Origin of the sequence: Nocardia sp. NPDC050175, assembly GCF_044459885.1 — a bacterium.
Lineage (GTDB): Bacteria > Actinomycetota > Actinomycetes > Mycobacteriales > Mycobacteriaceae > Nocardia.
On record NZ_JBITJI010000005.1, the window covers coordinates 385,919 to 408,791 of the forward strand.

The window sequence follows — 22,873 nt, forward strand, 5'->3', positions numbered from 1 at the left end:
GTTCAGTATTGCTGGTCCGCGGGCGAACAGCCAGATTGCTTAGGCAGGCAGCAGGCGGGAGATGACTTCGGCGAGATGCTTGACGTTGCGGCACTCGTGCATGGTGATGTGGTCGGAGTAGAGGTGGGCGGCGGAGTCGCCGGTGGACCAGGAGCGGGAGGGTTCTGGGTTTAGCCAGTACGCGTGTTTGGCTCGATTGCACATCGCTTGTAGGGCAGGGAGATTCGGGTCGGTGCGGTTGGTGCGGGCGTCGCCGAGGATTAGGAGGGAGGTTCGGGGGCCGAGGGCGTCTAAGTAGTTGTCGACGAAGCCTTGTAGGGCTTCGCCGTAGTTGCTGCTGCCGTAGCGGGCTACGTTGGAGTCGCGGACTATGCGGGCGGCGAGGCCTGGGGTGGGTGGGTCGCCGGGGGTGAAGTGGGCGGTTATTTCGTCGCAGGTGTCTATGAAGCCGAAGCTGCGGACCTTGGTGAATTGGTCTTGGAGGGCTTGAGTTAGGTGGAGGGTGAATTCGGCGAAGCCGGTTACTGAGCCGGAGAGATCGGCTAGGACTACTAGGTCGGGGCGGCCGTGTTTGCGGGAGCGGAGGACGAGATCGATGGGGACGCCGCCGGTGGAGATGGAGCGGCGGAGGGTGCGGCGCATGTCTATTTGGCCGTGGGTGGATTTGCGGCGGCGGGCGGCTAGGCGGGTGGCTAGTTTGCGGGCCAAAGGGGTTACTAGGCGGCGCATTTCAGCTAGGTCTTGTTCGCGGGCGCCTAGGAAATCGATGTGGTCGGGGTTGGATTCGACGCCTCGGCGAGCGATGTATTCGGTGCCGCGGAGTTGGGCGGAGCGTAGGCGGGCCTCGGTTTGGACGGCGGTGCGGAATTGGGTGAGGCGGCGGTTGGCTTCGATGGTGCGGACGGCGGCGTCGAGATCGGGTGCGCCGGTTGTGCCTGCGACTATGCGGGCGATGAGGTCTTCTGGGTTCAGGGCTCGCATGGTCAGATAGGAGGACCAGCCTGCGCCGGAGGCGGTTGTCACGGGAGTGTCGGACTGGCCGGTGCCTGCTCCCCCATAGGCGCCGAGTTGGGTAAGCGCTTGGCGGGCGAGGTCGGTGGCGGCGGATGGGTCGTCCTCGATTAGCGCGGCCGCTAGTCGATCTCGCAGTGACTCAATGGATTCCGGTGTTGCGGCGGCGGTCGGCTGCGGCTGCTCTGTGGTCAGGAAGTACAGATCGAAGAGTTGGTCGAAGACGGCGCGTTGACCGTTGCGGCGGAGGAGGCAGGCGGCCATACCCGAGCGGAGTCGGTTTCGGTCGGACAAGCCGAGTGCGAGCATTGCCTCTGCGGCGTCGATGGTTTCGCTGGGGCCCGCCGTGATTCCGTAGTCGCGGAGTAGTCCGACGAACTCGACGAGGCGATCGGTGATCGTGTCGGAGGGCTGTTGCGGAGCAGCTGGTCCACGGTGGGTAGACGTCATGCCGCTGCCTCCATTCGCACCATGATGGTCGGGGACAACATGAATCGCTCGGCCGCGCGGTGATCGGCGATCTCCGCACCACCCTGGCCTCCCGCCCGCACCATGGCGTTCGGCGCGACTTCTCCTTCATGGGCTTCCTCGATGCCGCGGAGAACGCGCGCATGCTGGGTGCTCGGGACAGCAAGTGGATCATCTACCGCGCCAGCGACTTCGATCTCGCGGTTCCGTACGTCGAGGGTGCCGGATTGTTCTTGCTCGAGAGTCGCGGTTTTGCCGGCAATCTCGACGATCGCAACGGCAACTTCGACTGGGTCGAGCTCTGCGCCTACTGACTGACCACTCACCGCTCCGTCCCCTCATCGGAGTCCAACGACAGGCGTTCGGACGCAATGCGGTGGTCTGCTTGGTATTTCAGCAATACACCGAGCGTGGAGCGAACAACTCCGCCGGTCAGCGAGCGGGTGCCGAGGGCTACGAGAGTTCTTGCCCAGTCGATGGTTTCGGCGATGGAGGGCGGTTTGCGAAGGGAGAGTTCGCGTAACGCGCCGACGACGCGGACCACCGGCTCACCAAGGGCCTCGTCTAGTTCAGGGACCTTCATGCGGACGATGGCTCGTTCCAATTCGGCTGTGGGGTAGTCGATGTGGAGGTAGAGGCAGCGGCGCTTGAGTGCATCGGAGAGGTCGCGGTTGGCGTTGGAAGTGACGATGACGAAGGGTTTCCGGACGACGGTGATGGTGCCGAGTTCGGGGATGCTCACCTGGTAGTCGCCGAGCACTTCGAGCAGCAGGCCCTCGAGTTCCACGTCGGCCTTGTCGAGTTCATCGATGAGCAGGACCGTGGGGCTCGGGTTGCGGATGGCGGCGAGTAGGGGGCGGGCGAGCAGGAATTCTTCGGTGAAGACGTGGTCGCGGGTGCTGTCCCAGGCTTCGCGCTCCGAGGTGATGCGGAGCAGTTGCTTGGCGTGGTTCCACTCGTACAGGGCGCGGGCTTCGTCGATGCCTTCGTAGCACTGCAAGCGGATGAGGTCGGCGGTCGACGCGGTGGCGACGGCCTTGGCCAACTCCGTTTTGCCCACGCCCGCAGGCCCCTCGATCAGGAGGGGCTTGCCGAGGTGGTCGGCGAGGAAGACGGCGGTGGCGATGTCGATGGACGGGAGGTACCCGGCATCGGTGAGCCGCCTGGTCACCTCGTCGACGGAGCCGAAGAACTTACTCATCAGTAAGAGTCTAGATCGCCCGGACGCGCGCCGAGATCGGCCGACTGAGGCTTGATCTGAACTGCGATTGAGGTTCTAGGGTCACGGCTATGAGTTTCACCGACATCGAACGCGCCTACCTCGCCGGCCAACGCCTGGCCCGACTCGCCACTGTCTCCCCTGAGGGGGCGCCGCAGGTCAGCCCGCTCGGATTCCGCCTCAATCCGGACGACACCATCGATATCGGCGGCCCGAATCACGCCGCGACCAAGCGCTATCGCAACATCCTGGCCAACCCGAAGGTCAGCCTCCTCATCGATGACATGACCCCGGACGAGCCCGGTGCGGTCAAGCCTGGCTGGGGACGAGGAGTCGAAATCCGCGGTGTGGTGGAGACCCTGACGGTGGACGTTCCCCCGGTCGCGCCCGAATGGTTCTCGAACGACATCATCCGCATCCACCCGCGCAGCATCCGGAGCTGGCACCTCGACCCGGCCAACCCGGACGGGAGCTCCCGCACCGTCGAGTAGGTCCGGCAGGTCCCGCGCCACCCGCATGTCATGTTGATCATGAAATCTCGAGCTCGACCGTCCGCGACGGGACGACTCGAGTAAGCTCTACGTTTGCTGTCAGCATGCCGGGAATCCGGAGGCCGACGCCCTCATGGCCGGTCCCTGACGAAGCGGGAGACTCATGTTCATTGCGATTGCCGCGACGATGACGGTCATCCTCGCGTGGTCCTGTCTGTCGCGCTCGATGGCGCGCTGGAAGGTGACCGCGCCGCTGGCCATGGTGGTGGTCGGTGCGGTGGTGAGTTGGAGCAGCGATCACTGGCTGACGACCGCGGTCAACACCGATTCGGCGCAGCGGGTTGTCGAATTCATCTTGGCGTTGTTCCTTTTCACCGACGCGACCGAAGTACGCAAGGGACTGTCCGGCCGTCGGCACACCGGGATCTTCCGGCTGCTGTTCATCGCCTTCCCGCTGAGTCTCGCCGCCGCCTATCTGCTGGGATTCGCGCTGCTGCCGGGCGTTTCGTGGACGGTGATCCTGCTGATCGCCTGCATCGTCGTCCCGATCGACCTCGTACCAGCCCAGGCGATCGTGCGGGATCTGCGTGTGCCGGAACGGGTTCGGCATGCACTCAATGTGGAGAGCGGGTTCAACGACGGACTCGTCGCGCCGATCTTCCTGTTCGCCTTGGCCGCCGCGGAAGCGAGCGCGGGGTCGGATCAGGCGATGCATGCGCTCGGCGAGGCGGTGCCCGCGGTGGTGAAGTCGGTGCTCATCGGCCTGCCGATCGGCGCGCTGGCCGGATATTGCATGTCGGCGGCGGCCCGTAAACGGTGGACGGACGCGCGGGCCGTGCGCATCGGGACGATCGCGATTCCCGTGCTGACCTACAGCGTCGCGGTGTGGTTGGACGGTAACGGCTTTGTGGCGGCCTTCCTCGCGGGCCTCGCGTACAGCACGCTGCGCCGCGAATTGCCGGGCGAGCCACTGCAATCGACCGAGGATGTGGCCGAGTTCGCCGGGCTGGCAATGTGGTTCGCGGTCGGGAACGTCGCTGCGGCGACGTTCAGCTGGCTGAGCTGGCAGGTCATCGTGTACGGCCTGCTCGCGTTGACGGTCGTTCGCCTGGTTCCGGTCGGGCTGTCGTTGCTCGGCTCGCCGTTCACGCAACGCGAGCGGCTCATGATCGGACTGCTTGGGCCGCGCGGTGTCGCGTCGATCGTCTTCGCGCTGCTCGCGTTCAATGGACTGCACAAAGACGACGATGCGTTCCTCGTGATCGGCGTGACGTTGGTCGTAGTCGTCGGCAGTGTCGTCCTGCACGGAATCGGCGCACCGCTCGTCGCCGAGCGTCTGGGAAAGCGACGGCACGACAAAGCGATCGGTGGCGCGCATGACTGACAGCGTCGCGATGGATCTATGCGATCCAGCCGGTATCGGAGACTGAGGGTTATCCCCTAGTTCCCCAGGTTGAAAATTTCCGTAGACGGGTCAACACCCGTGACCTTTCGGGCGAAGTGCGCGAGAGTGAGACCGTGCAGTCGGTGCTGTGCCGGGTATGCCGGGGGTGCTCGCAAAGCAGCGGCGGCACAGTTGTCCCGACCTGTCGGCGGGGTGCGCCATGGTGCGCGATCGCGTGGGCAGACCGCAGCGGGGGATGGTGAACGCGCAGTTCACCGCAGAGTGAAAGGATCCATGTTGTTCTCCACAACCAAGTCCACGAATTCGCGCCGCATGCTGGCCCGAGTGGCTGTCGCCGGCGCGATCGTCGCGGTTCCGTTGACCGCGTTGGCCATTCCCGCGTCGGCCGACGCTCATCTGGGCGTGCCAAGCGTCACCGACGTCCGGCATCACCATCCGCGCCATGATCCCAATTGCGACTTCGGCCCGTTCAAGAACTGGAGCTGCAACAACGGCCCGTTCGCCGACCGCGGCCAAGATCCGTTCTGGCAGTTCCGCCAGAACCGTCCGCACGGGCTGTTCGGCAGCAGCTAGCGCGTTTCGGCCCGGCACCGCAGTGGGGCCGGGCCGTTCAGCTCGATAAGTCGTCCGGTCGTACCGGGCAGTTCAGCCACTGAATTCGGTCAGGGACAACACGTTTCCGTCCGGATCGGTGAACCATGCGACCTTGTCACCACCCGGCGTGGTCCATACGCCGTTGTCGGCCTGGTCCATTCCGTCATATCGGACGAATTCCACACCGCGCGAGGCTAGTTCAGCGACCGTGCCCGCAATGTCGGCGACGGTCCAGCCGAGCACCGTGAACGCCTGCGGGACAAGATTCTCCACCGCGGTAACCCGAATCATGGTGCCCCCGTTGCGAACCACGCACGCGAACGGTGTCACCTCGACAATCTCCAGGCCTAGCACCTCGCCGAAGAACCGGCGCGACCGCTCCAGATCCGTCGACGGCGCGAACGCGATGACTTCGGCGGCAGCGAGTGACGTCATGGGCGAAGACTACCGACGCCACCCGTCCTGAACGGACACTTTTCGGCGCAACATGGGCACAATTGCCGCAGCAGCGGCGAAAGTGTCCGCGCAGATCGTACCGGCCGCCGTCGTGCCGCCCGCCCGAATCGCTGACCCGCGAACAGCAAACGGCCCGGCACCACCAGGTGCCGGGCCGCTATTGTGCTGAAACTCAGGCGGTTTCGGTGATCGGCCGATCGACCCAGCTCATCAGCCCGCGCAGCTTGGCGCCGGTGACCTCGATCGGGTGCTCGGCGTTGGCCTTGCGCAGACCCTCGAGCTCCTTGTTGCCGCCCTCGACGTTGGCGACGAGGCGCTTGACGAAGGTGCCGTCCTGGATGTCCTTCAGGATGTCCTGCATGCGCTTCTTGGTGTCCTTGTCGATGACCCGCGGGCCGGACAGGTAGCCACCGAATTCGGCGGTGTCGGAGACCGAGTAGTTCATCCGGGCGATGCCACCCTCGTACATCAGGTCGACGATGAGCTTGAGCTCGTGCAGCACCTCGAAGTAGGCCATCTCGGGCGCGTAGCCGGCCTCGACCATGACCTCGAAACCGGTCTTGACCAGCTCTTCGGTGCCACCGCAGAGCACGGCCTGCTCGCCGAACAGGTCGGTCTCGGTCTCTTCCTTGAAGGTGGTCTTGATGACGCCGGCGCGGGCACCACCGATCGCCTTCGCGTAGGACAGGGCGAGTGCCTGGCCCTCACCCTTCGGGTCCTGGTCGACGGCGATCAGGGCGGGCACGCCCTTGCCGTCGACGAACTGACGACGCACCAGGTGGCCGGGGCCCTTCGGGGCGACCATCGCGACGGTGATGAACTCCGGCGCCTTGATCAGGCCGAAGTGGATGTTGAGGCCGTGGCCGAAGAACAGCGCGTCGCCGTCCTCGAGGTTGGGCTCGATGTCGTTGGTGAAGATCGACGCCTGCGCGGTGTCGGGGGCGAGCACCATGATCACGTCGGCCCACGCCGAAACCTCGGCCGGGGTGCCGACGGTCAGGCCCGCCTCTTCGGCCTTCGGCCGCGACTTCGAACCCTCCGTGAGGCCGACCCGGACCTCGACGCCGGAGTCGCGCAGGCTCAGCGAGTGCGCGTGGCCCTGGCTGCCGTAGCCGATGACAGCGACCTTGCGGCCCTGGATGATCGACAGGTCGGCGTCGTCGTCGTAGAACATCTCGACTGCCACTTGGTTGGTTCCCTTCTGGATACTTTGCTTAGGTCTGAAAGTTGTTTAGTTGGAAGCGTTTTTATCCGGCCGGCCCGTCCTTTGGGCTGGCCCAAAAAACACAGCGCGGATACTGCGGCGAGCGCTAGCGAGTCGCGGTGATCGACTTCGGACCACGGCCCACCGCGACCACACCGGACTGCACGATCTCCCGGATTCCGTACGGTTCCAGCATGCGCAGCAGCGCGTCGAGCTTGGACCGGGTTCCGGTCGCCTCGACGGTGAGCGCGTCCGGGGAGACGTCGATCACTTTCGCCCGGAAGAGCGTAACCGCCTCGATCACCTGGGTCCGCACGCTGGCATCGGCGCGGACCTTCACCAGGATCAGTTCGCGGGCCACCGAGGTGTCGGAGTCCTGCTCCACGATCTTGATGACGTTGATCAGCTTGTTGAGCTGCTTGGTGACCTGCTCGAGTGGCAGGTCCTCGACGGTGACGACGATGGTCATCCGGGAGATCTCGGGCAGTTCGGTGCCGCCGACGGCGAGCGACTCGATATTGAAGCCGCGCCGGGAGAACAGCGCCGCGACCCGCGCGAGCACGCCGGGCTTGTCCTCGACAAGCACGCTGAGCGTGTGCGTCGTGCTCATTCGTTCACCTTGTTCTTCTCGTGCGACATCGCCTCGTGGATGACCGCGGGCTCGGCGGCCTGCTCGTCGTCATCGAACAGCGGGCGGATGCCGTGGGCGGCCATGATCTCGTCGTTGCTGGTGCCCGCGGCGACCATCGGCCACACCTGGGCGTCCTTGCCGACGATGAAGTCGATCACGACGGGACGGTCGTTGATGGACTGCGCCTGCCGGATCGCGTCCTCCACGTCCTCCTCGCGCTCGACCCGGATGCCGACGCAGCCGAGGGCCTCGGCGAGCTTCACGAAGTCGGGGATGCGCAGGGTGTGCGTGCCGAGATCGGTGTTGGAGTAACGCTCCTGGTAGAACAGCGTCTGCCACTGGCGGACCATGCCCAGGTTGCCGTTGTTGATCAGCGCGACCTTGATCGGCACGCCCTCGACAGCACAGGTGGCCAACTCCTGGTTGGTCATCTGGAAGCAGCCGTCACCGTCGACCGCCCACACCTCTTTGTCGGGCGCGCCCATCTTGGCGCCCATGGCGGCCGGGACGGCGTAGCCCATGGTGCCGAGACCGCCGGAATTCAGCCAGGTGCGCGGCTTTTCGTACTTGATGAACTGCGCGGCCCACATCTGGTGCTGACCGACGCCGGCACAGTAGATGGCGTCGGGTCCGGCCAGGCGGCCGAGCGTCTGGATGACGAACTCGGGCGAGAGCGAGCCGTCGCTGGGCGCGGTCCAGCCGAGCGGGTAGCTGCTGCGGACGTTGTCCAGGTACTTCCACCAGTCGGTGAGGTCGAGCAGCGGGGACTTCGCCGCGGGATCGGCCTTCAAGGTCTCGATCAGCTCGACGATCACCTCGCGGCAGTCGCCGACGATCGGGACGTCCGCGTGCCGGTTCTTGCCGATCTCGGCCGGGTCGATGTCGGCGTGGATCACCCTGGCGTCCGGCGCGAACGAGTCGAGCTGACCGGTGACCCGGTCGTCGAAGCGGGCGCCGAGGGTGATCAGCAGGTCCGAGCGTTGCAGCGCCGCAACGGCTCCGACGGTGCCGTGCATGCCGGGCATGCCCATGTTGAGCTGGTGGCTGTCCGGGAACGCGCCGCGCGCCATCAGCGTGGTGACCACGGGGATGCCGGTCATCTCGGCCAGCTCGAGCAGCTCGGGCGAGGCGTCGGCCTTGATGACGCCGCCGCCGACGTAGAGCACGGGCGACTTGGCTTCCAAGATCATCCGGGCGGCCTCGCGGACCTGCTTGCCGTGCGGCTTGGTCACCGGACGGTAGCCGGGCAGCCGCATCTCCGGCGGCCAGCTGAAGGTCGTCTGCATCTGCAGCACGTCCTTCGGGATGTCCACCAGCACGGCGCCCGGGCGACCGCTCGAGGCCAGGTAGAACGCCTCGGCGATGATGCGCGGGATGTCGATGCCCTCGGTGATGAGGAAGTTGTGCTTGGTGATCGGCATGGTGATGCCGGAGATGTCGGCCTCTTGGAAGGCGTCCGTGCCGATCAGTCCGCGGCCGACCTGGCCGGTGATCGCGACGATCGGCACCGAATCCATCTGCGCGTCGGCGATCGGGGTGACCAGGTTGGTCGCGCCGGGACCCGAGGTGGCCATGCAGACGCCGACCTTGCCGGTGGCCTGGGCATAGCCGGTCGCGGCGTGACCCGCGCCCTGCTCGTGCCGGACCAGCACGTGGCGCACCTTGGTCGAGTCGAACAGCGGGTCGTAGACCGGGAGAATCGCGCCACCGGGAATGCCGAATACGGTGTCGACGCCGAGCTCCTCGAGCGTCCGGACGACCGACTGCGCGCCGCTGACCCGCTCGGGCGGGAGCTGGCGGCGGTTGGCCGACGTCGTCGAACTGCCAGCGGGCGCTGTCGGCTGGTTGGCCGAGGGCGCTGGCCTGCGGGCCGATGGCCCGGGCCGTGCGGTTGGTGCACTCACCGTCTTCGTTCCTAACTGCTTGTCGTTCTGACCCCGGATTTGTATCTGACATGCGGTGTCTTGCGACTTGCCACGTGCGGATATTTCACCCGAACACAAAAAAGCCCCCGACAGCGCATGGCTGTTCGAGGGTGGCGCGTCGCAACGCGAGCTGACGTATTCGACTCAGATAGTCAGGCTCAACGCTGGACGCGCCGGCCGATTACGAGAAGCTCGTTTCGATTCACGCGCATGACGGTATGTGTGCGTGAGCCGAAGAGTCAAACAGGTCCCATTATGTGGGATAGTGCGGCTGCTTGGGTCCTTCACCAGGATGCGAGGATGGTGGTGTGTCATCACCGCATCAGTCCGTGCCACCGGCTAAATCGTCCCACACCGCACCCGAGGGATCGGACACGGGTGGCGGCTCGGCCGCCACTGTGATCCGCATCCCACGCCTGGCCTTCCTAGGCGTGTTCATCCTGTTCATGTGCGTGTTCTTCATGTTCGTCGGCTGGCCGATCGGGCTGTGGTGGTTGCTGCTGATCCCGGTCGCGGTGAGCGTGTGGGTGCTGCGGACGCAGACGACTGTCTCCGAGAACGGGCTGGATTTGCGGACCGTGTTCGGGTCGCGGCATCTCGACTGGTCTCAGCTGAAGGGTGTGCGTATCCCGAAACGTGGATACGTACGCGCTGATCTGGTCGACGGCACCGAGATGAAATTGCCCGCGGTGAGTTATGACCGGGTGCGTGATCTCGCGCTTGCTTCGCAGGGGCGGATTCCGGATCCGTATGCGGTGCCGCCGGCCGCGCCGAAGTCGGATGATGCGGGCGTTGCGGAGGAAGTCGCCGAGGCCGACAGCTCGGTCACCACCGACGACACCAAGCCCGGCGACAGCAACGTCGAGGGCGACACCCACGACAGCAAGTAGGCACCAGCACCTGACCGAGCGCAGGCGGCACGCGCGCCACGATCAGGAACATTTGCCGACGGTAGGATGTTGTCGGCGTTGTGGTCAGCGTGTCGGGAGGACCGATCCCCGATGCGCCCACCGCAGCCCGACGGCCCGGCAACTCCGGCGACACCGTCAGCGCCGACGATCACCCTTCGCGGCGACACCAGCACGGACTGACACCGAGAACGGTTCGGGACGACGGCCACGAGCCGCCCTGACCGGCAGGTAGGCCGACACCCACGCGGGAGTACCGTGGAGCGGCCGCCGAGCTAACTCTGCGCAGTCGCACACCAGCCCCCGCGACCCAGATCGAGGACCATCAATGCCACCGCTTCGTTCCCGCACCACCACCGTCGGCCGCAATGCCGCAGGCGCCCGCGCACTCTGGCGCGCCACCGGTATGACCGACTCCGACTTCGGCAAGCCGATCGTCGCCATCTCGAACTCCTACACCCAGTTCGTGCCCGGCCACGTGCACTTGAAGAACGTCGGCGAGATCGTGGCCGAGGCGGTGCGCGCCGCGGGTGGCGTGCCACGAGAGTTCCACACCATCGCCGTCGACGACGGCATCGCGATGGGTCACGGCGGCATGCTCTACTCGCTGCCGTCGCGCGAAATCATCGCCGACTCGGTCGAATACATGGTGAACGCGCATACCGCCGACGCGCTGGTGTGCATCTCCAACTGCGACAAGATCACTCCCGGCATGCTGAATGCCGCTATGCGACTGAACATTCCGACGGTGTTCGTCTCCGGCGGGCCGATGGAGGCCGGTAAGGCCGTTGTCGTCGGCGGTGTCGCGCAGGCACCGACCGACCTGATCACCGCGATCTCGGCGAGCGCGAATCAGGCGGTGTCCGAAGAGGGTTTGAGCGAGGTCGAGCGGTCCGCCTGTCCGACCTGCGGTTCCTGCTCGGGCATGTTCACCGCGAACTCGATGAACTGCCTCACCGAGGCGCTCGGACTCGCGTTGCCCGGCAACGGTTCCACGCTGGCCACCCATGCCGCGCGCCGGTCGCTGTTCGAGCGGGCGGGCACCGTGGTCGTCGACATCGCGAACCGCTGGTACCGCGAGGACGACGCGTCGGTGCTGCCGCGGAATGTCGCCAACGCCAAGGCTTTCCGCAACGCGATGGCCCTGGACGTCGCGATGGGCGGCTCCACCAACACCGTGCTGCACACCCTCGCGGCCGCGCAGGAGGGTGAGGTCGACTTCGATCTGCACACCATCGAGGAGACCAGTCGCCGGGTGCCGACCCTGTCGAAGGTGTCGCCCAACTCCGACTACCACATGGAAGACGTGCACCGGGCCGGTGGCATCCCCGCCATCCTCGGTGAGCTGCGGCGCGCGGGTCTGCTGGAGACCGACGTGAGCACCGTGCACACGCGCAGCTTCGACGAGTGGCTCGACACCTGGGATATCCGCTCCGGCAAGGCTTCTGCGGAAGCGATCGAGCTGTTTCATGCCGCGCCGGGTGGCGTGCGCACGATCGAGCCGTTCTCCACCGAGAACCGCTGGTCCTCGCTCGACACCGATGCCGCCGGTGGGTGCATCCGCGACTTCGAGCACGCGTACACCCGCGAGGGCGGACTGGTTGTGTTGCGCGGCAACATCGCTCCCGACGGTGCCGTGCTCAAGACCGCGGGCATCGACGAGGAACTGTTCACCTTCCAGGGACCCGCGCTCGTCGTGGAATCCCAGGAGGAAGCCGTGTCGGCCATCCTCGGCAAGAAGATCAAGGCGGGCGACGTGCTCGTCGTGCGCTACGAGGGTCCCGCGGGCGGTCCGGGCATGCAGGAGATGTTGCACCCCACCGCCTTCCTGAAGGGCGCGGGTCTCGGCAAGCAGTGCGCGCTGATCACCGACGGCCGCTTCTCCGGCGGCACCTCGGGCCTGTCCATCGGCCACATCTCCCCCGAGGCGGCCAGCGGCGGCACCATCGGCCTGATCGAAACCGGCGACCAGATCCGCATCGATGTCAGCACCCGAGCACTCGAGGTCCTCGTCGACGACGCTGTCCTCGCCGAGCGTCGCGCCAAAATGGAAGCGGCCGAACGCCCTTGGCAGCCGGTCAACCGCGAACGCACCGTCACCACCGCCCTGCGCGCCTACGCCGCGCTGGCCACGTCGGCCGACAAGGGCGCTGTCCGCCACGTGCCGTAACACCACCACCCCAACCCATCCGGCGCTCCTCACACCGAGGGGCGCCGGATCTCGTTCTCCCCCAGCCCAACCCCGGCGAGTCGTGGCTGCCACTGGACGATGAAGGCCCCCTCGGAATAGAGGGGGCCTTCGTTAGTCGTGGGTTTGCGGACGCAACAACGGATCTCGCACGGACATGGGTAACTCGCCGGGTACGGGCCAACTTGCCTGCGGCATGACCGCCGGCCGCCGGTGATACTGCCGCGGCACTCGAGTCTGGCCTGAATACGCGGAGAGGCGGATCAGCCGATGCCGGTGAATGGATTGCCGCCGTGCAGGTACCAGTAGGTGCCGACCGCGGCGGCGATGGCCAGGACCAGGATGACGAAGGAGCCGGCGAAGGGGCGGGTGGCCCAGCCGCGGTTGCGGTCGAAGGCCCAGCGGCCGGGGCCGGTGAGGATGATGACGGCGGCGGTTCCGGCCAGGATGCTTTCGAGTTCGACGCCGGTGGGGACCGCGTCCTTGAATTGGAAGCCGGGGATCATGCCTTGCTTCCAGGCCCAGGCGTCGAGGATGACCGCGAGGACCGCGCCCGCGGCGAACGGGGTGGCCAGGCCGAGGACGAGCAGTGCGCCGCCGCCGAGTTCGCCGATGGTGACCAGGATGGCCGCCAAGGTCGGGTGGTCCCAGCCGCCGGTTTCCATCATGTCGCGGGTGCCGTCGAGGCCGGGACCGTTGAACCAGCCGGTCAGCTTCTGCAGGCCGTGGTAGACGAAGACGCCGCCGACGACCAGGCGCAGCAGGAACAGCCCGAAATCCACTGTGCCGCGGCGGTTGTCGCCGTTGCGGCGGCGCAGCCTGCCGGTGTCGGTCGGGGCGTTCGCGGCGGGCGGGATGCTGGCGTAGGCGTAGGCGGGGGGCGCGTCCGGCGCGGTGCCGCTCGCGCCGACCGACGGAACTTGCGGATCCAAGCCGAGTTCGTCGTCGGTGCGCGGGACGTCCTTGGTCAACTTGGGAAACTGCTCGGTCGGCGAATCAAACGGACTACTCACGCCTCGACCGGTGGTCGACACCGCCGACTGCTCAGCCGTGGACGGCACCGAACTTCGGGCCGCCGCGGGGTCGGATGTGTCTTTCGGCTTCTCGGTCACGGCCAATACCCTATGCTGCGTCGCCCGGCCGCGGGCCCCTAACACCACGGCGTGGTGGTCGACTATTTCAAAACCCATCGGCCCACATCGGTGGGCCGGAGGGGCGGTGCCGGACGGTTTTCCGTAACGTCTGAGCTATGAGGTTGGTTGTCGTGGGTCGCGTTGCGGTGAGCTTGGCGCTCGGGTCCGTCCTGGTGACCGGATGTGCGCGGTTCGATGATTCGGCGTCGAGCCCGTTCACGCCGGAGCCGACGCTGCACGGGGCCAACATCGACCCGCAGAAACCGTCGGCGCCGCCGACGTCGACCAACCGTCCCAGCGGGCCGTGCATCGATCCGGATCCGGCGGTGGTGGCGACCTGCCTGGACACCACGGGTGGACTGGTCGCGCTCGGCGACGGCGCGCTGGTCGCCGAGCGGCGCACCGGACGCATCCTCAAGGTGGCGCCGGATACGCCGCCGAGCGAGTACGCGCGGGTGGACGTGGACGGCTCCAGCGACGGCGGGCTCAGCGACATCACCCTCTCCCCGACCTTCGCGGAGGACGGGCTGATGTATGCCTACATCACCACCCCCAGCGACAATCGAGTGGTCCGCATCGCCCCCGGCGGCGGCGCGCCCAAGGACATCCTGACCGGAATCCCGAAGGGCCCCAGCGGAAACCACGGCGCCATCGACTTCGCCACGCCGACCCAGATGCTGGTGCTCACCGGCGACGCGGGCAATCCCGGCGCCGCGAGTTCCCCGTCCTCGCTGGCGGGCAAGCTGCTGCGGGTGAACTCCCCCGCGCCGGGCGCCACCGCGGAGGTCGCGGTGTCGGGCATCGGTGTCGCGGGTGATGTCTGCCGGGACAGCAAGGACAGCATCTGGATCACCGATCGCACCGCCGTCGAGGATCGGCTGCAGCGGCTCGGCGCCGACGGTGTGGTCACCACGGCGTGGACCTGGCCGGACCGCCCCGGCGTCGCGGGCTGCGCCGCCGCCACCGACGGCGTCGCGATCGCACTCACCAAGTCCAAGGCCCTCGCCATCGCGGCGGCCGACGCGACCACCCACGCCGTCACCTCAGCCCCGACCCTCATCGCGCAGGACAAGTACGGCCAGCTCGGCGGTGCCGCGGTAGGCGCGGACGGCGCCATCTGGGTGGGCACCGTGAACAAGACCGACGGCCAGCCGACGCCGAATGACGATCGGGTAGTGCGCATTCCGCCGCCACAGGCCGGTGGGAACGGCCCGGACTAGTCGCCGGGCGAACGACAAAGGGCCGACTCCACGGAGTCGGCCCTTTTACGTTGTGCGCGAACGGATTCGGTCAGTGTCGTGCCTGAATTAGCCGATTCTCACAGCAATTCGTTGACCCACTGCCGCTGTTCGTCGGTATCCGGCACGGGACAACCGCGACTGGATTCGATCAGGTCCCACACCGCAGCGGGATCAGCACCCTCCAGCACAAGCACGCCCGCCGCGATCAGCGCGGACCGGCCGATCCCTGCTCGGCAGTGCGCGACCAAATACCCTCCGGCGCTGACACTTTCCGCCAGCCGCTGCAATACCGGTCGTGCCACGGCCACCCGCGGCACGCTGCGGTCCGGTATCGGAAAGGCGACGAACTCCAGCCCGGCCCGATGCGCCGCAGCCGCCTCGTCGCGCAACTCCAATTCCATTTCCTCACCCGGAGTCAGCGCACTCACCAGTGTCGTCACCCCGGCGGCCCGCAGACCATCCATCAAATCGGCCAACCAGTCCCCACCTCGCGGTCTGGCCATGATGGCTACCGATCCAGGGCCTGGCCGTTCGATGACGAACAAATCTGGACGCATAACTCCCCGAAACCGTTGCGGGCGAACTGAACTCAGCTGCAGGCGGCGATCACGAGCTCGCGGACGCGGGCCGCGTCGGCCTGGCCGCGGGTGGCCTTCATGACGTCGCCGACGATCTTGCCTGCGGCCTGGACCTTGCCGGAGCGGATCTTCTCGGCGATGTCGGGGTTGGCGGCGAGCGCCTTTTCGACCTCGGACTGCAGGGCGCTGTCGTCGCTGACCATGCCGAGACCCTTGGACTCGACGATCTGCGCGGGCTCGCCCTCGCCGGCCAGCACGAAGTCGACGACCTGCTTGGCGACCTTGTTGTTGACCGTCTTCGCCTCGACCAGGTTGATCACCGCGGCGACCTGGGCGGGGGTGATCGGCAGGTCCTCCAGCGAAACCTCGCGCTCCTTGGCCTTTTCGGTGAGGTAGGCGACCCACCAGGAGCGGGCCTCGTTGACCGGGGCGCCCGCGTCGACGGTGGCGATGATCAGGTCGAGCGCGCCCGCGTTGACCAGATCGCGCATCACCTCGTCGGACAGGTTCCAGTCGGTCTGGATGCGGGACCGGCGCAGCCACGGGTACTCCGGAATGGTGCCGCGCAGTTGTTCGACCCAGTCCGCTTCGGGCGCAACGGGTTCCAGGTCGGGCTCGGGGAAGTAGCGGTAGTCCTCGGAGGTTTCCTTGATCCGGCCCGACGAGGTGCTGCCGTCGGTCTCGTGGAAGTGCCTGGTCTCCTGCACGATGGTGCCGCCGTCGGCGAGCACGGCGCCCTGGCGGCGCATCTCGAAACGGACCGCGACCTCGACGCTCTTGAGCGAGTTCACGTTCTTGGTCTCGGTGCGGGTGCCGAACTCCTTGGCGCCGATCTCCATCAGCGACACGTTGGCGTCGCAGCGCAACGAGCCCTGCTCCATCTTCACGTCGGAGACGCCGAGCGACTCGAGCACCTCGCGCAGCGCGGTCACGTACGCGCGGGCCACCTCGGGTGCGCGCTCGCCCGCGCCGGTGATCGGCTTGGTGACGATCTCGACCAGCGGCACGCCGGCCCGGTTGTAGTCGAGCAGCGAGTGGCTGGCGCCGTGGATGCGACCGGTGGCGCCGCCGACGTGGGTCGACTTGCCGGTGTCCTCTTCCATGTGCGCGCGCTCGATCTCCACCCGGAAGGTGCTGCCGTCGTCGAGCAGCACGTCGAGGTAGCCCTCGGTGGCGATCGGCTCGTCGTACTGGCTGATCTGGTAGTTCTTCGGCTGATCCGGGTAGAAGTAGTTCTTGCGGGCGAATCGTCCCCACGGGGTGATCGAACAGTTCAGCGCCAGGCCGATCCGGATCGCCGACTCCACACCCTTTTCGTTGACCACCGGCAATGCGCCCGGCAGACCGAGGCACACCGGGCACACCTGGGTGTTCGGCTCGGCACCGAATTCGGTCGGGCAGCCACAGAACATCTTGGTCGCGGTGTTCAGCTCGACGTGGACCTCCAGGCCAAGCACCGGCTCGAAGCGGGCGATGACATCCGAGTAGTCCATCAAGTCGAGTGTGGGTGTGCTCATGCGGAACATTCTATGTAAGGCCCTCGGACAGGAACGCCCCGCCCTTCGGGGCCTACTTCGGCTGGATGCGCTGGGTCAACCAGCCCGTGACGAAGGTGAGTACGTCCGGCGAGATGGTCGTCTCGATGCTGCCGTATTCGCTGGGTAGACCGGTCTTGGTCGGTTGCATCAGGTGGTTGAGACCGGGGAACACGTGGACTGTCGCGTCGGGGTCGGCGGCGAGGTTGTCGCGCATCGGCTGTTCACTCTGGCTGGGCGGCACCTGGAGATCGTTCCCGCCGAAGAACGCGAGCACGGGAATGCGCAGCGCCTTCAGCGCCGGTGCCGGATCGTAGGCGATGAGGGCGGCCAGGTACGGGGTGATCTGCGCGGTGACTGCATCGTCGGACGCACGCTTCTCGGGTGGCAGTGCGTCGTTCTGCTTGCGAACGAGTTCCTTGGCACCCGCCAGATCGCCCACCTTCAAAAGGGCTGCCATCTCGGCTGTTTGCCGCACCTGGGTGTCCACCTCATCGGCGGGCGCACCACCGGCGGCGATGATCAACCGGGTCTGCTCGACGAGCACATCGGCACCCGGCACACCAGGACCGGCCATCAGGATGGCGAACGCGACACCGCTGTCCGGACGTGAAGCCAACAGTGGCGCAAGGTAGGCACCTTCACTGTGCCCGAACAGTCCGACGCGCGCCGGGTCGATATCCGGGCGGCCGCGCAGGAACCCGACGCCAGCAGCCGCGTCGTTGGCCAGGTCGGTGTAGTTCGCGTCGTCCAGCTTGCCGCCGGTACCACCGACGCCTCGGTCATCGCTACGCAAGACGGCGTAGCCCGCTCGGGTCAAGGTGTCCGCGACGAGCAGGAAAGGCTTGTGGCCTAACAGTTCTTCGTTGCGATCCTGCGGGCCACTGCCGGTGATCAGCAGGACCGCGGGGAACGGACCACTGCCCTCCGGCTTGGTCAGCGTGCCCGCGATGGTGAGGTCGCCACTGCGGTAGGTGACGTCCTCGGACTTGTACGGGAACGGCGCCTTCGGCGTTTGCGGGCGGTTCAGCGGCGCGACCTTGCCACGCTCGAACGACAGCTTGAAGGTCTTCCCGCTCTGGGTGAAGTCACCCGATATCTTGTCGGTGCCCTTGTCGTAACTGCCGTGGAACTTCGGATCGCCCGGCGCATCGGCGAGCGCGAAGGACACCGCGTCGCGAGTGGACTGCACGTCTTTCAGCTGCGCACCCGCCAGCCCCTGCAACGGAATGTCGATGGTCGCCGTGTCCTTGCCGGTGAACGTCACCCCGACCGGAAGCGGCTGACCAGGGAGCTCGATCACCCCGTGCCAGTCACCGGTGGTCGGCTCCGGCGGGTTCGAGTCCGACGAGCAACCCGCAACCAGCACGCCAACAACGAACAGCACCAACGCGATCAGTCGTCCAGAGCGCATGAACCAACACTACCGACCGTCGGTGACAACTCCGGGGCGTGCGGCAGGCCAGACCCGCGCCAACGCCAGCAACTGCCGCAGTTCGGTATCGAAATCCTGTGCGCTCGAGAAGGTTTGCTGCCTGGGCTCCGCGTCCGTCGGCCGCAGCCCGGCCTTCCGCGCGTGGATCGCACTCGCGAGCCCACCGGCATAGACCTCCATCCCACATCCGGAACCATCCGTGTACCCGGTGTTCGTCGGCAGGTACGGGCCGAGATGCAACAGCGCGTCACGGATCTCGACGGTGACCCGAAGCAGCCGGGCGGTGGAATCCCGCCGGTCCAGCCGACCGGGCGGCGGCGCCAACACGATCTCCGGCACCGCCGCGGTGACGTCACGCCACAGCGGTTGCAAACGACGACAGATTCGCCCGTCCCCATCCCAACCGAACTGCGCGAGCAGGTGGCCGACCATCGGGCCCGCGACGAGGGTGGTGGCGACGGTACCGATGAATGTGAAGGCGATTTCCACCCGAACGATATGCGGATAACGCAGCTGGCAGCCGAAGTCCACTTCGCCCGCGCCGAGCACAATATCCAGATAGATGGGTGTGAAGTCCAACAGCAACACCAAATACAGCGCCTTCGCCAGCGGCCTCGGGTTCGCCAAGCGGAGTTCTCGAATACACAACCGGGTGAACGCGAGCGTCATCGCGATAAGAGGAGCACTGTTCGCCGTCCAGAAAACGAGCCCGCCCCAGTTCAGGTTGTGCTCGACCAGTCGCCCGGCACGCCCCGCGAAGGGACCGGCGAGCATTGTCACTGCCGTCGAGAACACGGCAACGGCACAGTAGACCCGCTGCCGCCGCCAGGTCAGGTCAGGATCGGCACCGGATTCCCCCAACCGGGCAAGACCATAGAGATGCATGCTGAGCATGGCGACGCAACCCAGCGCGAGCTGGTTCGTCACACTGCTGACGCTCGCCGTCGGCGTACACCGATACAACACCAGCCCGATCAGAAACCACAGCAGCGCCCGATTGACCAACTGGTCGATAACCGTATCCCTGGTGAGCAGCCCCCTGCCGACCCCGACGAGCACGACATACCCGATCACCGTCCATCCGATGACCCCGGATATCGGCGATACCAACGATCCCCCTCCCGGTCGATCCGCCTCTTGCTATCAGATTCGGCCGACGGGGTCCACGTGGTGTTCCGAGCGCCCGTCCGTCGGCAGCGGGGCGGCGCGGGCAGCGGGCCAGACCCGGGCCAACGCCAGCAGCTGCCGCAGTTCGGTATCGAAATCCTGTGCGCTCAAGAAGGTTTGCGGCCTGGGCTCCGAGTCCGTCGGCGGCAGCCCGGCCTTCCGCGCGTGGATCGCGCTCGCGAGCCGATAGGCATAGACCTCGATCTCACATCCGGCATCATCGAAGTGCGCGGTATTCGTCGGCAGGTAAGGGCCGAGATGCAGTAGCGCGTCACGTATTTCGACGGTGACCCGGAGCAGCCGGGCGGTGGAATCCCGCCGGTCCAGCCGACCGGGCGGCGGCGCAAGCACGATCTCCGGCACCGCCGCGGTCACGTCACGCTCCCGGCAACCGTCACACCGCGACAATGGTCAGTACCGATTCGAGCCCTTCGAAGTCCTTCGCGTTCCGCGTATAGAGGGGCAACCGATGCGCGGAGGCCACTGCCGCAATCATCAGGTCGAACTTCCGCGGCTTCGGGCTGCGCCCGATTTTTGTGACAAGCCCTGCCAATAGCGTGAACCGGCGCGCCGCGGATGAATCGAACGGCAATGTCTTGAAAGAGCTTTCGACTTCCTGCAGTTGCTCCGCCCGCCTCAGCCGTTCGAGGTCGGTGCGCGCGACAGCAACGCCAAGTCCGAGCTCAGCCAGGGTCACCGTGCTGATCCTCACGAAAACCGGCAACTGGTTGTCCGAGAGTCGTGCGAGGTCAATCAACACGCACGTGTCGATAAGACCTACGGCATGCTTGGCTTCAGTCATCCAATCGGTCTTCGCCGAAGACGGCATCGATCTCAGCGATGACCGATTCACCGCTCGGCCCATCAGTGAAACGAGCCATGCGCTGACGAAGTTCGGCTGTCGTGAGTGACAGCTCCGGCCGAAGTGGCGTCAGTTGCCCGACCGGGTGTCCATTGCGGGTGATGACGAAGTCCTCACCCGCCTCGAGCGCATCCATCACCGCAGCGCTGCCGTTGCGGAGCTCCGCTTGGCTGATTGTCCTGGTCATATACCCACTATAGCGGCCGATGCTATCGGGTGCTATAGGAATTAGACCAGCTATGCGCCCTGCTCCCGAACGGCCTGGGGTAGGGCCAACTCGTTACTCCCCGCGCGCGTAGCGGACGGAGACGGCGACGGATTCCAGATCGATGTTCAGGCTCGGGTCGCGGTCTTGCGCCTCGCGGAATTCGAGCATCACGTCGTCGAAGGTGCTGCGGCGGGCGGAGGTGATCAAGGCGTGCCGGACGTAGTCGCTGAGGGGGTGGCCGGTGGCGTAGGCGCGGCGGCCGAAGGTGGCGAGGGTGTCGGCGGGGAGGTCGTAGATGTCGATGAGGGCGATGGCCGCCGTGTCGATCTCCGGGATCAGTTCGTGGCCTTCGGACTCCAGGAAATCGACGACGGTGTCGTCGGCGCTGCGCCTGTTGGCCAGGGCGATCAGTTCCTCGCGCAGGTAGCCGAGCAGCGGGAGTCCGGCGGCGCGGGCCCGACGGCGCAGCACGGCGACGTCGGCGTCCGGCAGGTCGTTCACGTGTAAGTCGGCCATGCCGCCAGCGTAACCCGGCGGGCCGGACGGCACCGCCGGGGCTGCGCTGATCGGCTGTGGCCCTGGTGAATTCGGGTGATCAGCCGAAGAACGCCTCGGCCTCGCGGTAGCGCTCGTCGGGCACTCGCTTGAGCTGTTTGGTGGCCTCGGCCAGCGGGACGAGGTCGATGTTGCTGCCGTGCAGCGCGACCATCTGCCCGAACTGACCGGCATGCACCGCCTCGGCGGCGTGCAGGCCGAACCGGGTGGCCAGCACGCGGTCGTACGGGGTGGGACTGCCGCCGCGCTGCACGTGGCCGAGCACCGTGGTGCGGACCTCCTTGCCGATGCGGCGTTCGATCTCCGCGCCGAGCTGCTGGGCGACACCGGTGAACCGCTCGTGCCCGAATTCGTCGATCCCGCCCTCGCGCAACGCGAAACCGGAATCCTCCGCGGGATGCGAGCCTTCGGCGACGACGCAGATGAAGTGCTTGTCGCCGCGCTGGAAGCGGCGCTTGATCATCGCGCACACCTCGTCGACGTCGAACGGCACCTCGGGCACCAGGGTCAGGTGCGCGCCCGCCGCCATGCCCGCGTTCACCGCGATCCAGCCCGCGTGCCGCCCCATCACCTCGACCAGCATCACGCGCTGGTGCGATTCCGCGGTGGTATGCAGCCGGTCGATCGCCTCGCTGGCGATGCTCAACGCGGTGTCGTGGCCGAAAGTGACGTCGGTGCAGTCGATGTCGTTGTCGATGGTCTTCGGCACGCCGACCACCGGAACACCCTCGTCGGACAGCCAGCTGGCCGCGGTGAGCGTGCCCTCGCCGCCGATCGGGATGAGCGCGTCGATGCCGTTGTCGTCCAGGGTCCGTTTGATCCGGCCGAGCCCGGCGCGCAGCACGTCGGGGTTGGTGCGGGCGGTGCCGAGGATGGTGCCGCCCTTGGTGAGCAGCCGGTCGGTGCGGTCGTCGTTGAGGATCTGGATCTTGCGATCCTCCAATAAACCGCGCCAACCGTCCTCGAACCCGACGATCGCGTCGCCGTAGCGGCCGTTCGCGGTGCGAACGACGGCACGGATGACCGCGTTCAGTCCAGGGCAGTCTCCGCCGCCGGTCAAGACTCCGATGCGCATGGCCGCTATCTTGCCCCGCCGGGCCGCGTTCGGCAGGACGACCCCCGCGAAGCCGGGGTAACGGTGATCATTCGGTGTCACACGATCTCGTAGACCTCGGTGGCGTCCTTACGCAACAACCGCTCGGTCATCTCCTGCTTGAGCTGGGTGAGGTGCGCTTCTTCGGCCGCGGTGCGATCGGGCTTGCGGCCCAACGCGATGAACTCCTCGATGACGAAACCGCCGTCGCGCAGCTGCACCGTCACGGTATTGCCGCGGTAGCTGAATTCCCAGACGTAGCGCTCGAGCACCACGCCACGTTCCGGCTTCTCCAGCTCCGGGGTGACGATGTATCGCTCGCCGGTGACGGCCCGCAGCACCATCTCGTTCGCGTCCCGCCCGCCGGGCCCGCGGAAAGCGGTCCGCACGTGCACCTCTCGGCGCTGCACGTCGGGTGCCAGTTGCGGCAACGCCACCTGCATGGCGGTGTACCCGTGCGCGACTCCACCGGGGAAACCGGGGCCGTGGTACTTCATCAAGTCCTGGAAGGTGAAGTCCAAGATGGTTGTACCTTCACGAACGATCAGCGACATGCCATCTCCTCG

24 protein-coding genes are annotated in these 22,873 nt (G+C 66.6%); 7 read left to right on the forward strand and 17 right to left on the reverse strand.

Annotation, left to right across the window (positions count from 1 at the left end; translation table 11 throughout):
* Positions 1-39 precede the first annotated feature (39 nt).
* Positions 40-1,461 carry a VWA domain-containing protein gene (locus ACIBK2_RS19570; protein WP_396968935.1) on the reverse strand — a complete coding sequence of 474 codons (1,422 nt, stop codon included), beginning with the start codon at positions 1,459-1,461 and terminating at the stop codon, positions 40-42.
* Between the two features lie 59 nt (positions 1,462-1,520).
* Here ACIBK2_RS19570 and ACIBK2_RS19575 point away from each other — a divergent pair, with 59 nt between their 5' ends.
* The gene (locus tag ACIBK2_RS19575; protein WP_396968936.1) at positions 1,521-1,793 is read left to right on the forward strand and encodes a hypothetical protein; all 273 of its coding nucleotides are present in this window, start codon (positions 1,521-1,523) and stop codon (positions 1,791-1,793) included.
* A gap of 8 nt (positions 1,794-1,801) precedes the next feature.
* Here ACIBK2_RS19575 and ACIBK2_RS19580 read toward each other — a convergent pair whose 3' ends face one another.
* Entirely contained in the window at positions 1,802-2,680 is an 879-nt protein-coding gene (locus ACIBK2_RS19580) for an AAA family ATPase (protein ID WP_396968937.1), read from the reverse strand.
* Positions 2,681-2,769: 89 nt separating this feature from the next.
* Between ACIBK2_RS19580 and ACIBK2_RS19585 the strand changes: the two genes are divergently transcribed.
* The 3 genes from ACIBK2_RS19585 to ACIBK2_RS19595 all read left to right on the forward strand — a co-directional run bounded on the left by ACIBK2_RS19585 (position 2,770) and on the right by ACIBK2_RS19595 (position 5,167).
* Positions 2,770-3,189 carry a PPOX class F420-dependent oxidoreductase gene (locus ACIBK2_RS19585; RefSeq protein WP_396968938.1) on the forward strand — a complete coding sequence of 140 codons (420 nt, stop codon included), beginning with the start codon at positions 2,770-2,772 and terminating at the stop codon, positions 3,187-3,189.
* 163 nt (positions 3,190-3,352) lie between these two features.
* Positions 3,353-4,573: a cation:proton antiporter gene (locus ACIBK2_RS19590; protein WP_396968939.1), complete on the forward strand. Its 1,221-nt coding sequence runs from the start codon at positions 3,353-3,355 to the stop codon at positions 4,571-4,573.
* Positions 4,574-4,867: 294 nt separating this feature from the next.
* Positions 4,868-5,167, forward strand: coding sequence for a hypothetical protein (locus ACIBK2_RS19595; RefSeq protein ID WP_396968940.1), 300 nt, complete (start codon positions 4,868-4,870; stop codon positions 5,165-5,167).
* Positions 5,168-5,239: 72 nt separating this feature from the next.
* On the opposite strand, the gene ACIBK2_RS19600 is transcribed toward ACIBK2_RS19595, so the two are convergent.
* The 4 genes from ACIBK2_RS19600 to ACIBK2_RS19615 form a co-directional block, all read right to left on the reverse strand.
* Positions 5,240-5,623, reverse strand: coding sequence for a VOC family protein (locus ACIBK2_RS19600; protein WP_396968941.1), 384 nt, complete (start codon positions 5,621-5,623; stop codon positions 5,240-5,242).
* A gap of 193 nt (positions 5,624-5,816) precedes the next feature.
* Entirely contained in the window at positions 5,817-6,818 is a 1,002-nt protein-coding gene (ilvC, locus tag ACIBK2_RS19605) for a ketol-acid reductoisomerase (RefSeq protein ID WP_396969226.1), read from the reverse strand.
* Between the two features lie 136 nt (positions 6,819-6,954).
* Entirely contained in the window at positions 6,955-7,458 is a 504-nt protein-coding gene (gene ilvN / locus ACIBK2_RS19610; protein ID WP_357378084.1) for an acetolactate synthase small subunit, read from the reverse strand.
* Positions 7,455-9,383 carry an acetolactate synthase large subunit gene (locus tag ACIBK2_RS19615; protein WP_396968942.1) on the reverse strand — a complete coding sequence of 643 codons (1,929 nt, stop codon included), beginning with the start codon at positions 9,381-9,383 and terminating at the stop codon, positions 7,455-7,457. The genes ilvN and ACIBK2_RS19615 overlap by 4 nt, the downstream gene beginning before the upstream one ends.
* 329 nt (positions 9,384-9,712) lie before the next feature.
* Between ACIBK2_RS19615 and ACIBK2_RS19620 the strand changes: the two genes are divergently transcribed.
* Together ACIBK2_RS19620 and ilvD are read left to right on the forward strand one after the other, a co-directional pair.
* Positions 9,713-10,294, forward strand: a complete 582-nt coding sequence (locus tag ACIBK2_RS19620; RefSeq protein ID WP_396968943.1) for a PH domain-containing protein — start codon at positions 9,713-9,715, stop codon at positions 10,292-10,294.
* A gap of 346 nt (positions 10,295-10,640) precedes the next feature.
* Entirely contained in the window at positions 10,641-12,482 is a 1,842-nt protein-coding gene (ilvD, locus tag ACIBK2_RS19625) for a dihydroxy-acid dehydratase (protein ID WP_396968944.1), read from the forward strand.
* Between the two features lie 281 nt (positions 12,483-12,763).
* Here the strand turns inward: ilvD and ACIBK2_RS19630 are convergent, their stop codons facing one another.
* Positions 12,764-13,612, reverse strand: coding sequence for a DoxX family membrane protein (locus ACIBK2_RS19630; RefSeq protein ID WP_396968945.1), 849 nt, complete (start codon positions 13,610-13,612; stop codon positions 12,764-12,766).
* Between the two features lie 137 nt (positions 13,613-13,749).
* Here ACIBK2_RS19630 and ACIBK2_RS19635 point away from each other — a divergent pair, with 137 nt between their 5' ends.
* On the forward strand, positions 13,750-14,853 hold the full coding sequence (locus ACIBK2_RS19635) for a PQQ-dependent sugar dehydrogenase (protein WP_396968946.1): 1,104 nt from the start codon (positions 13,750-13,752) through the stop codon (positions 14,851-14,853).
* Positions 14,854-14,951: 98 nt separating this feature from the next.
* Here ACIBK2_RS19635 and ACIBK2_RS19640 read toward each other — a convergent pair whose 3' ends face one another.
* The 10 genes from ACIBK2_RS19640 to ACIBK2_RS19685 form a co-directional block, all read right to left on the reverse strand.
* Positions 14,952-15,377 (reverse strand): hypothetical protein, encoded by a 426-nt coding sequence (locus ACIBK2_RS19640; RefSeq protein WP_396968947.1) that lies wholly within the window; start codon positions 15,375-15,377, stop codon positions 14,952-14,954.
* 86 nt (positions 15,378-15,463) lie between these two features.
* On the reverse strand, positions 15,464-16,969 hold the full coding sequence (gene gatB, locus ACIBK2_RS19645) for an Asp-tRNA(Asn)/Glu-tRNA(Gln) amidotransferase subunit GatB (RefSeq protein ID WP_396968948.1): 1,506 nt from the start codon (positions 16,967-16,969) through the stop codon (positions 15,464-15,466).
* A gap of 52 nt (positions 16,970-17,021) precedes the next feature.
* Positions 17,022-18,401, reverse strand: a complete 1,380-nt coding sequence (locus tag ACIBK2_RS19650; RefSeq protein ID WP_396968949.1) for an alpha/beta hydrolase family protein — start codon at positions 18,399-18,401, stop codon at positions 17,022-17,024.
* Positions 18,402-18,410: 9 nt separating this feature from the next.
* Positions 18,411-19,496: an MAB_1171c family putative transporter gene (locus ACIBK2_RS19655; RefSeq protein WP_396968950.1), complete on the reverse strand. Its 1,086-nt coding sequence runs from the start codon at positions 19,494-19,496 to the stop codon at positions 18,411-18,413.
* A gap of 69 nt (positions 19,497-19,565) precedes the next feature.
* On the reverse strand, positions 19,566-19,964 hold the full coding sequence (locus ACIBK2_RS19660) for a DUF6545 domain-containing protein (RefSeq protein ID WP_396968951.1): 399 nt from the start codon (positions 19,962-19,964) through the stop codon (positions 19,566-19,568).
* A 19-nt stretch (positions 19,965-19,983) separates the two neighbouring features.
* Complete coding sequence (locus ACIBK2_RS19665; protein WP_396968952.1) at positions 19,984-20,391, reverse strand: type II toxin-antitoxin system VapC family toxin; 408 nt, start codon at positions 20,389-20,391, stop codon at positions 19,984-19,986.
* Complete coding sequence (locus tag ACIBK2_RS19670) at positions 20,384-20,638, reverse strand: type II toxin-antitoxin system Phd/YefM family antitoxin (protein ID WP_396968953.1); 255 nt, start codon at positions 20,636-20,638, stop codon at positions 20,384-20,386. The genes ACIBK2_RS19665 and ACIBK2_RS19670 overlap by 8 nt, the downstream gene beginning before the upstream one ends.
* Positions 20,639-20,731: 93 nt before the next feature.
* A complete protein-coding gene (locus ACIBK2_RS19675; RefSeq protein ID WP_396968954.1) occupies positions 20,732-21,175 on the reverse strand; it encodes a hypothetical protein in 444 nt (147 codons plus the stop codon).
* A 79-nt stretch (positions 21,176-21,254) separates the two neighbouring features.
* Positions 21,255-22,289: an ATP-dependent 6-phosphofructokinase gene (locus ACIBK2_RS19680; protein ID WP_379292186.1), complete on the reverse strand. Its 1,035-nt coding sequence runs from the start codon at positions 22,287-22,289 to the stop codon at positions 21,255-21,257.
* 77 nt (positions 22,290-22,366) lie between these two features.
* Positions 22,367-22,861, reverse strand: coding sequence for a hypothetical protein (locus tag ACIBK2_RS19685; protein ID WP_396968955.1), 495 nt, complete (start codon positions 22,859-22,861; stop codon positions 22,367-22,369).
* Positions 22,862-22,873 lie beyond the last annotated feature (12 nt).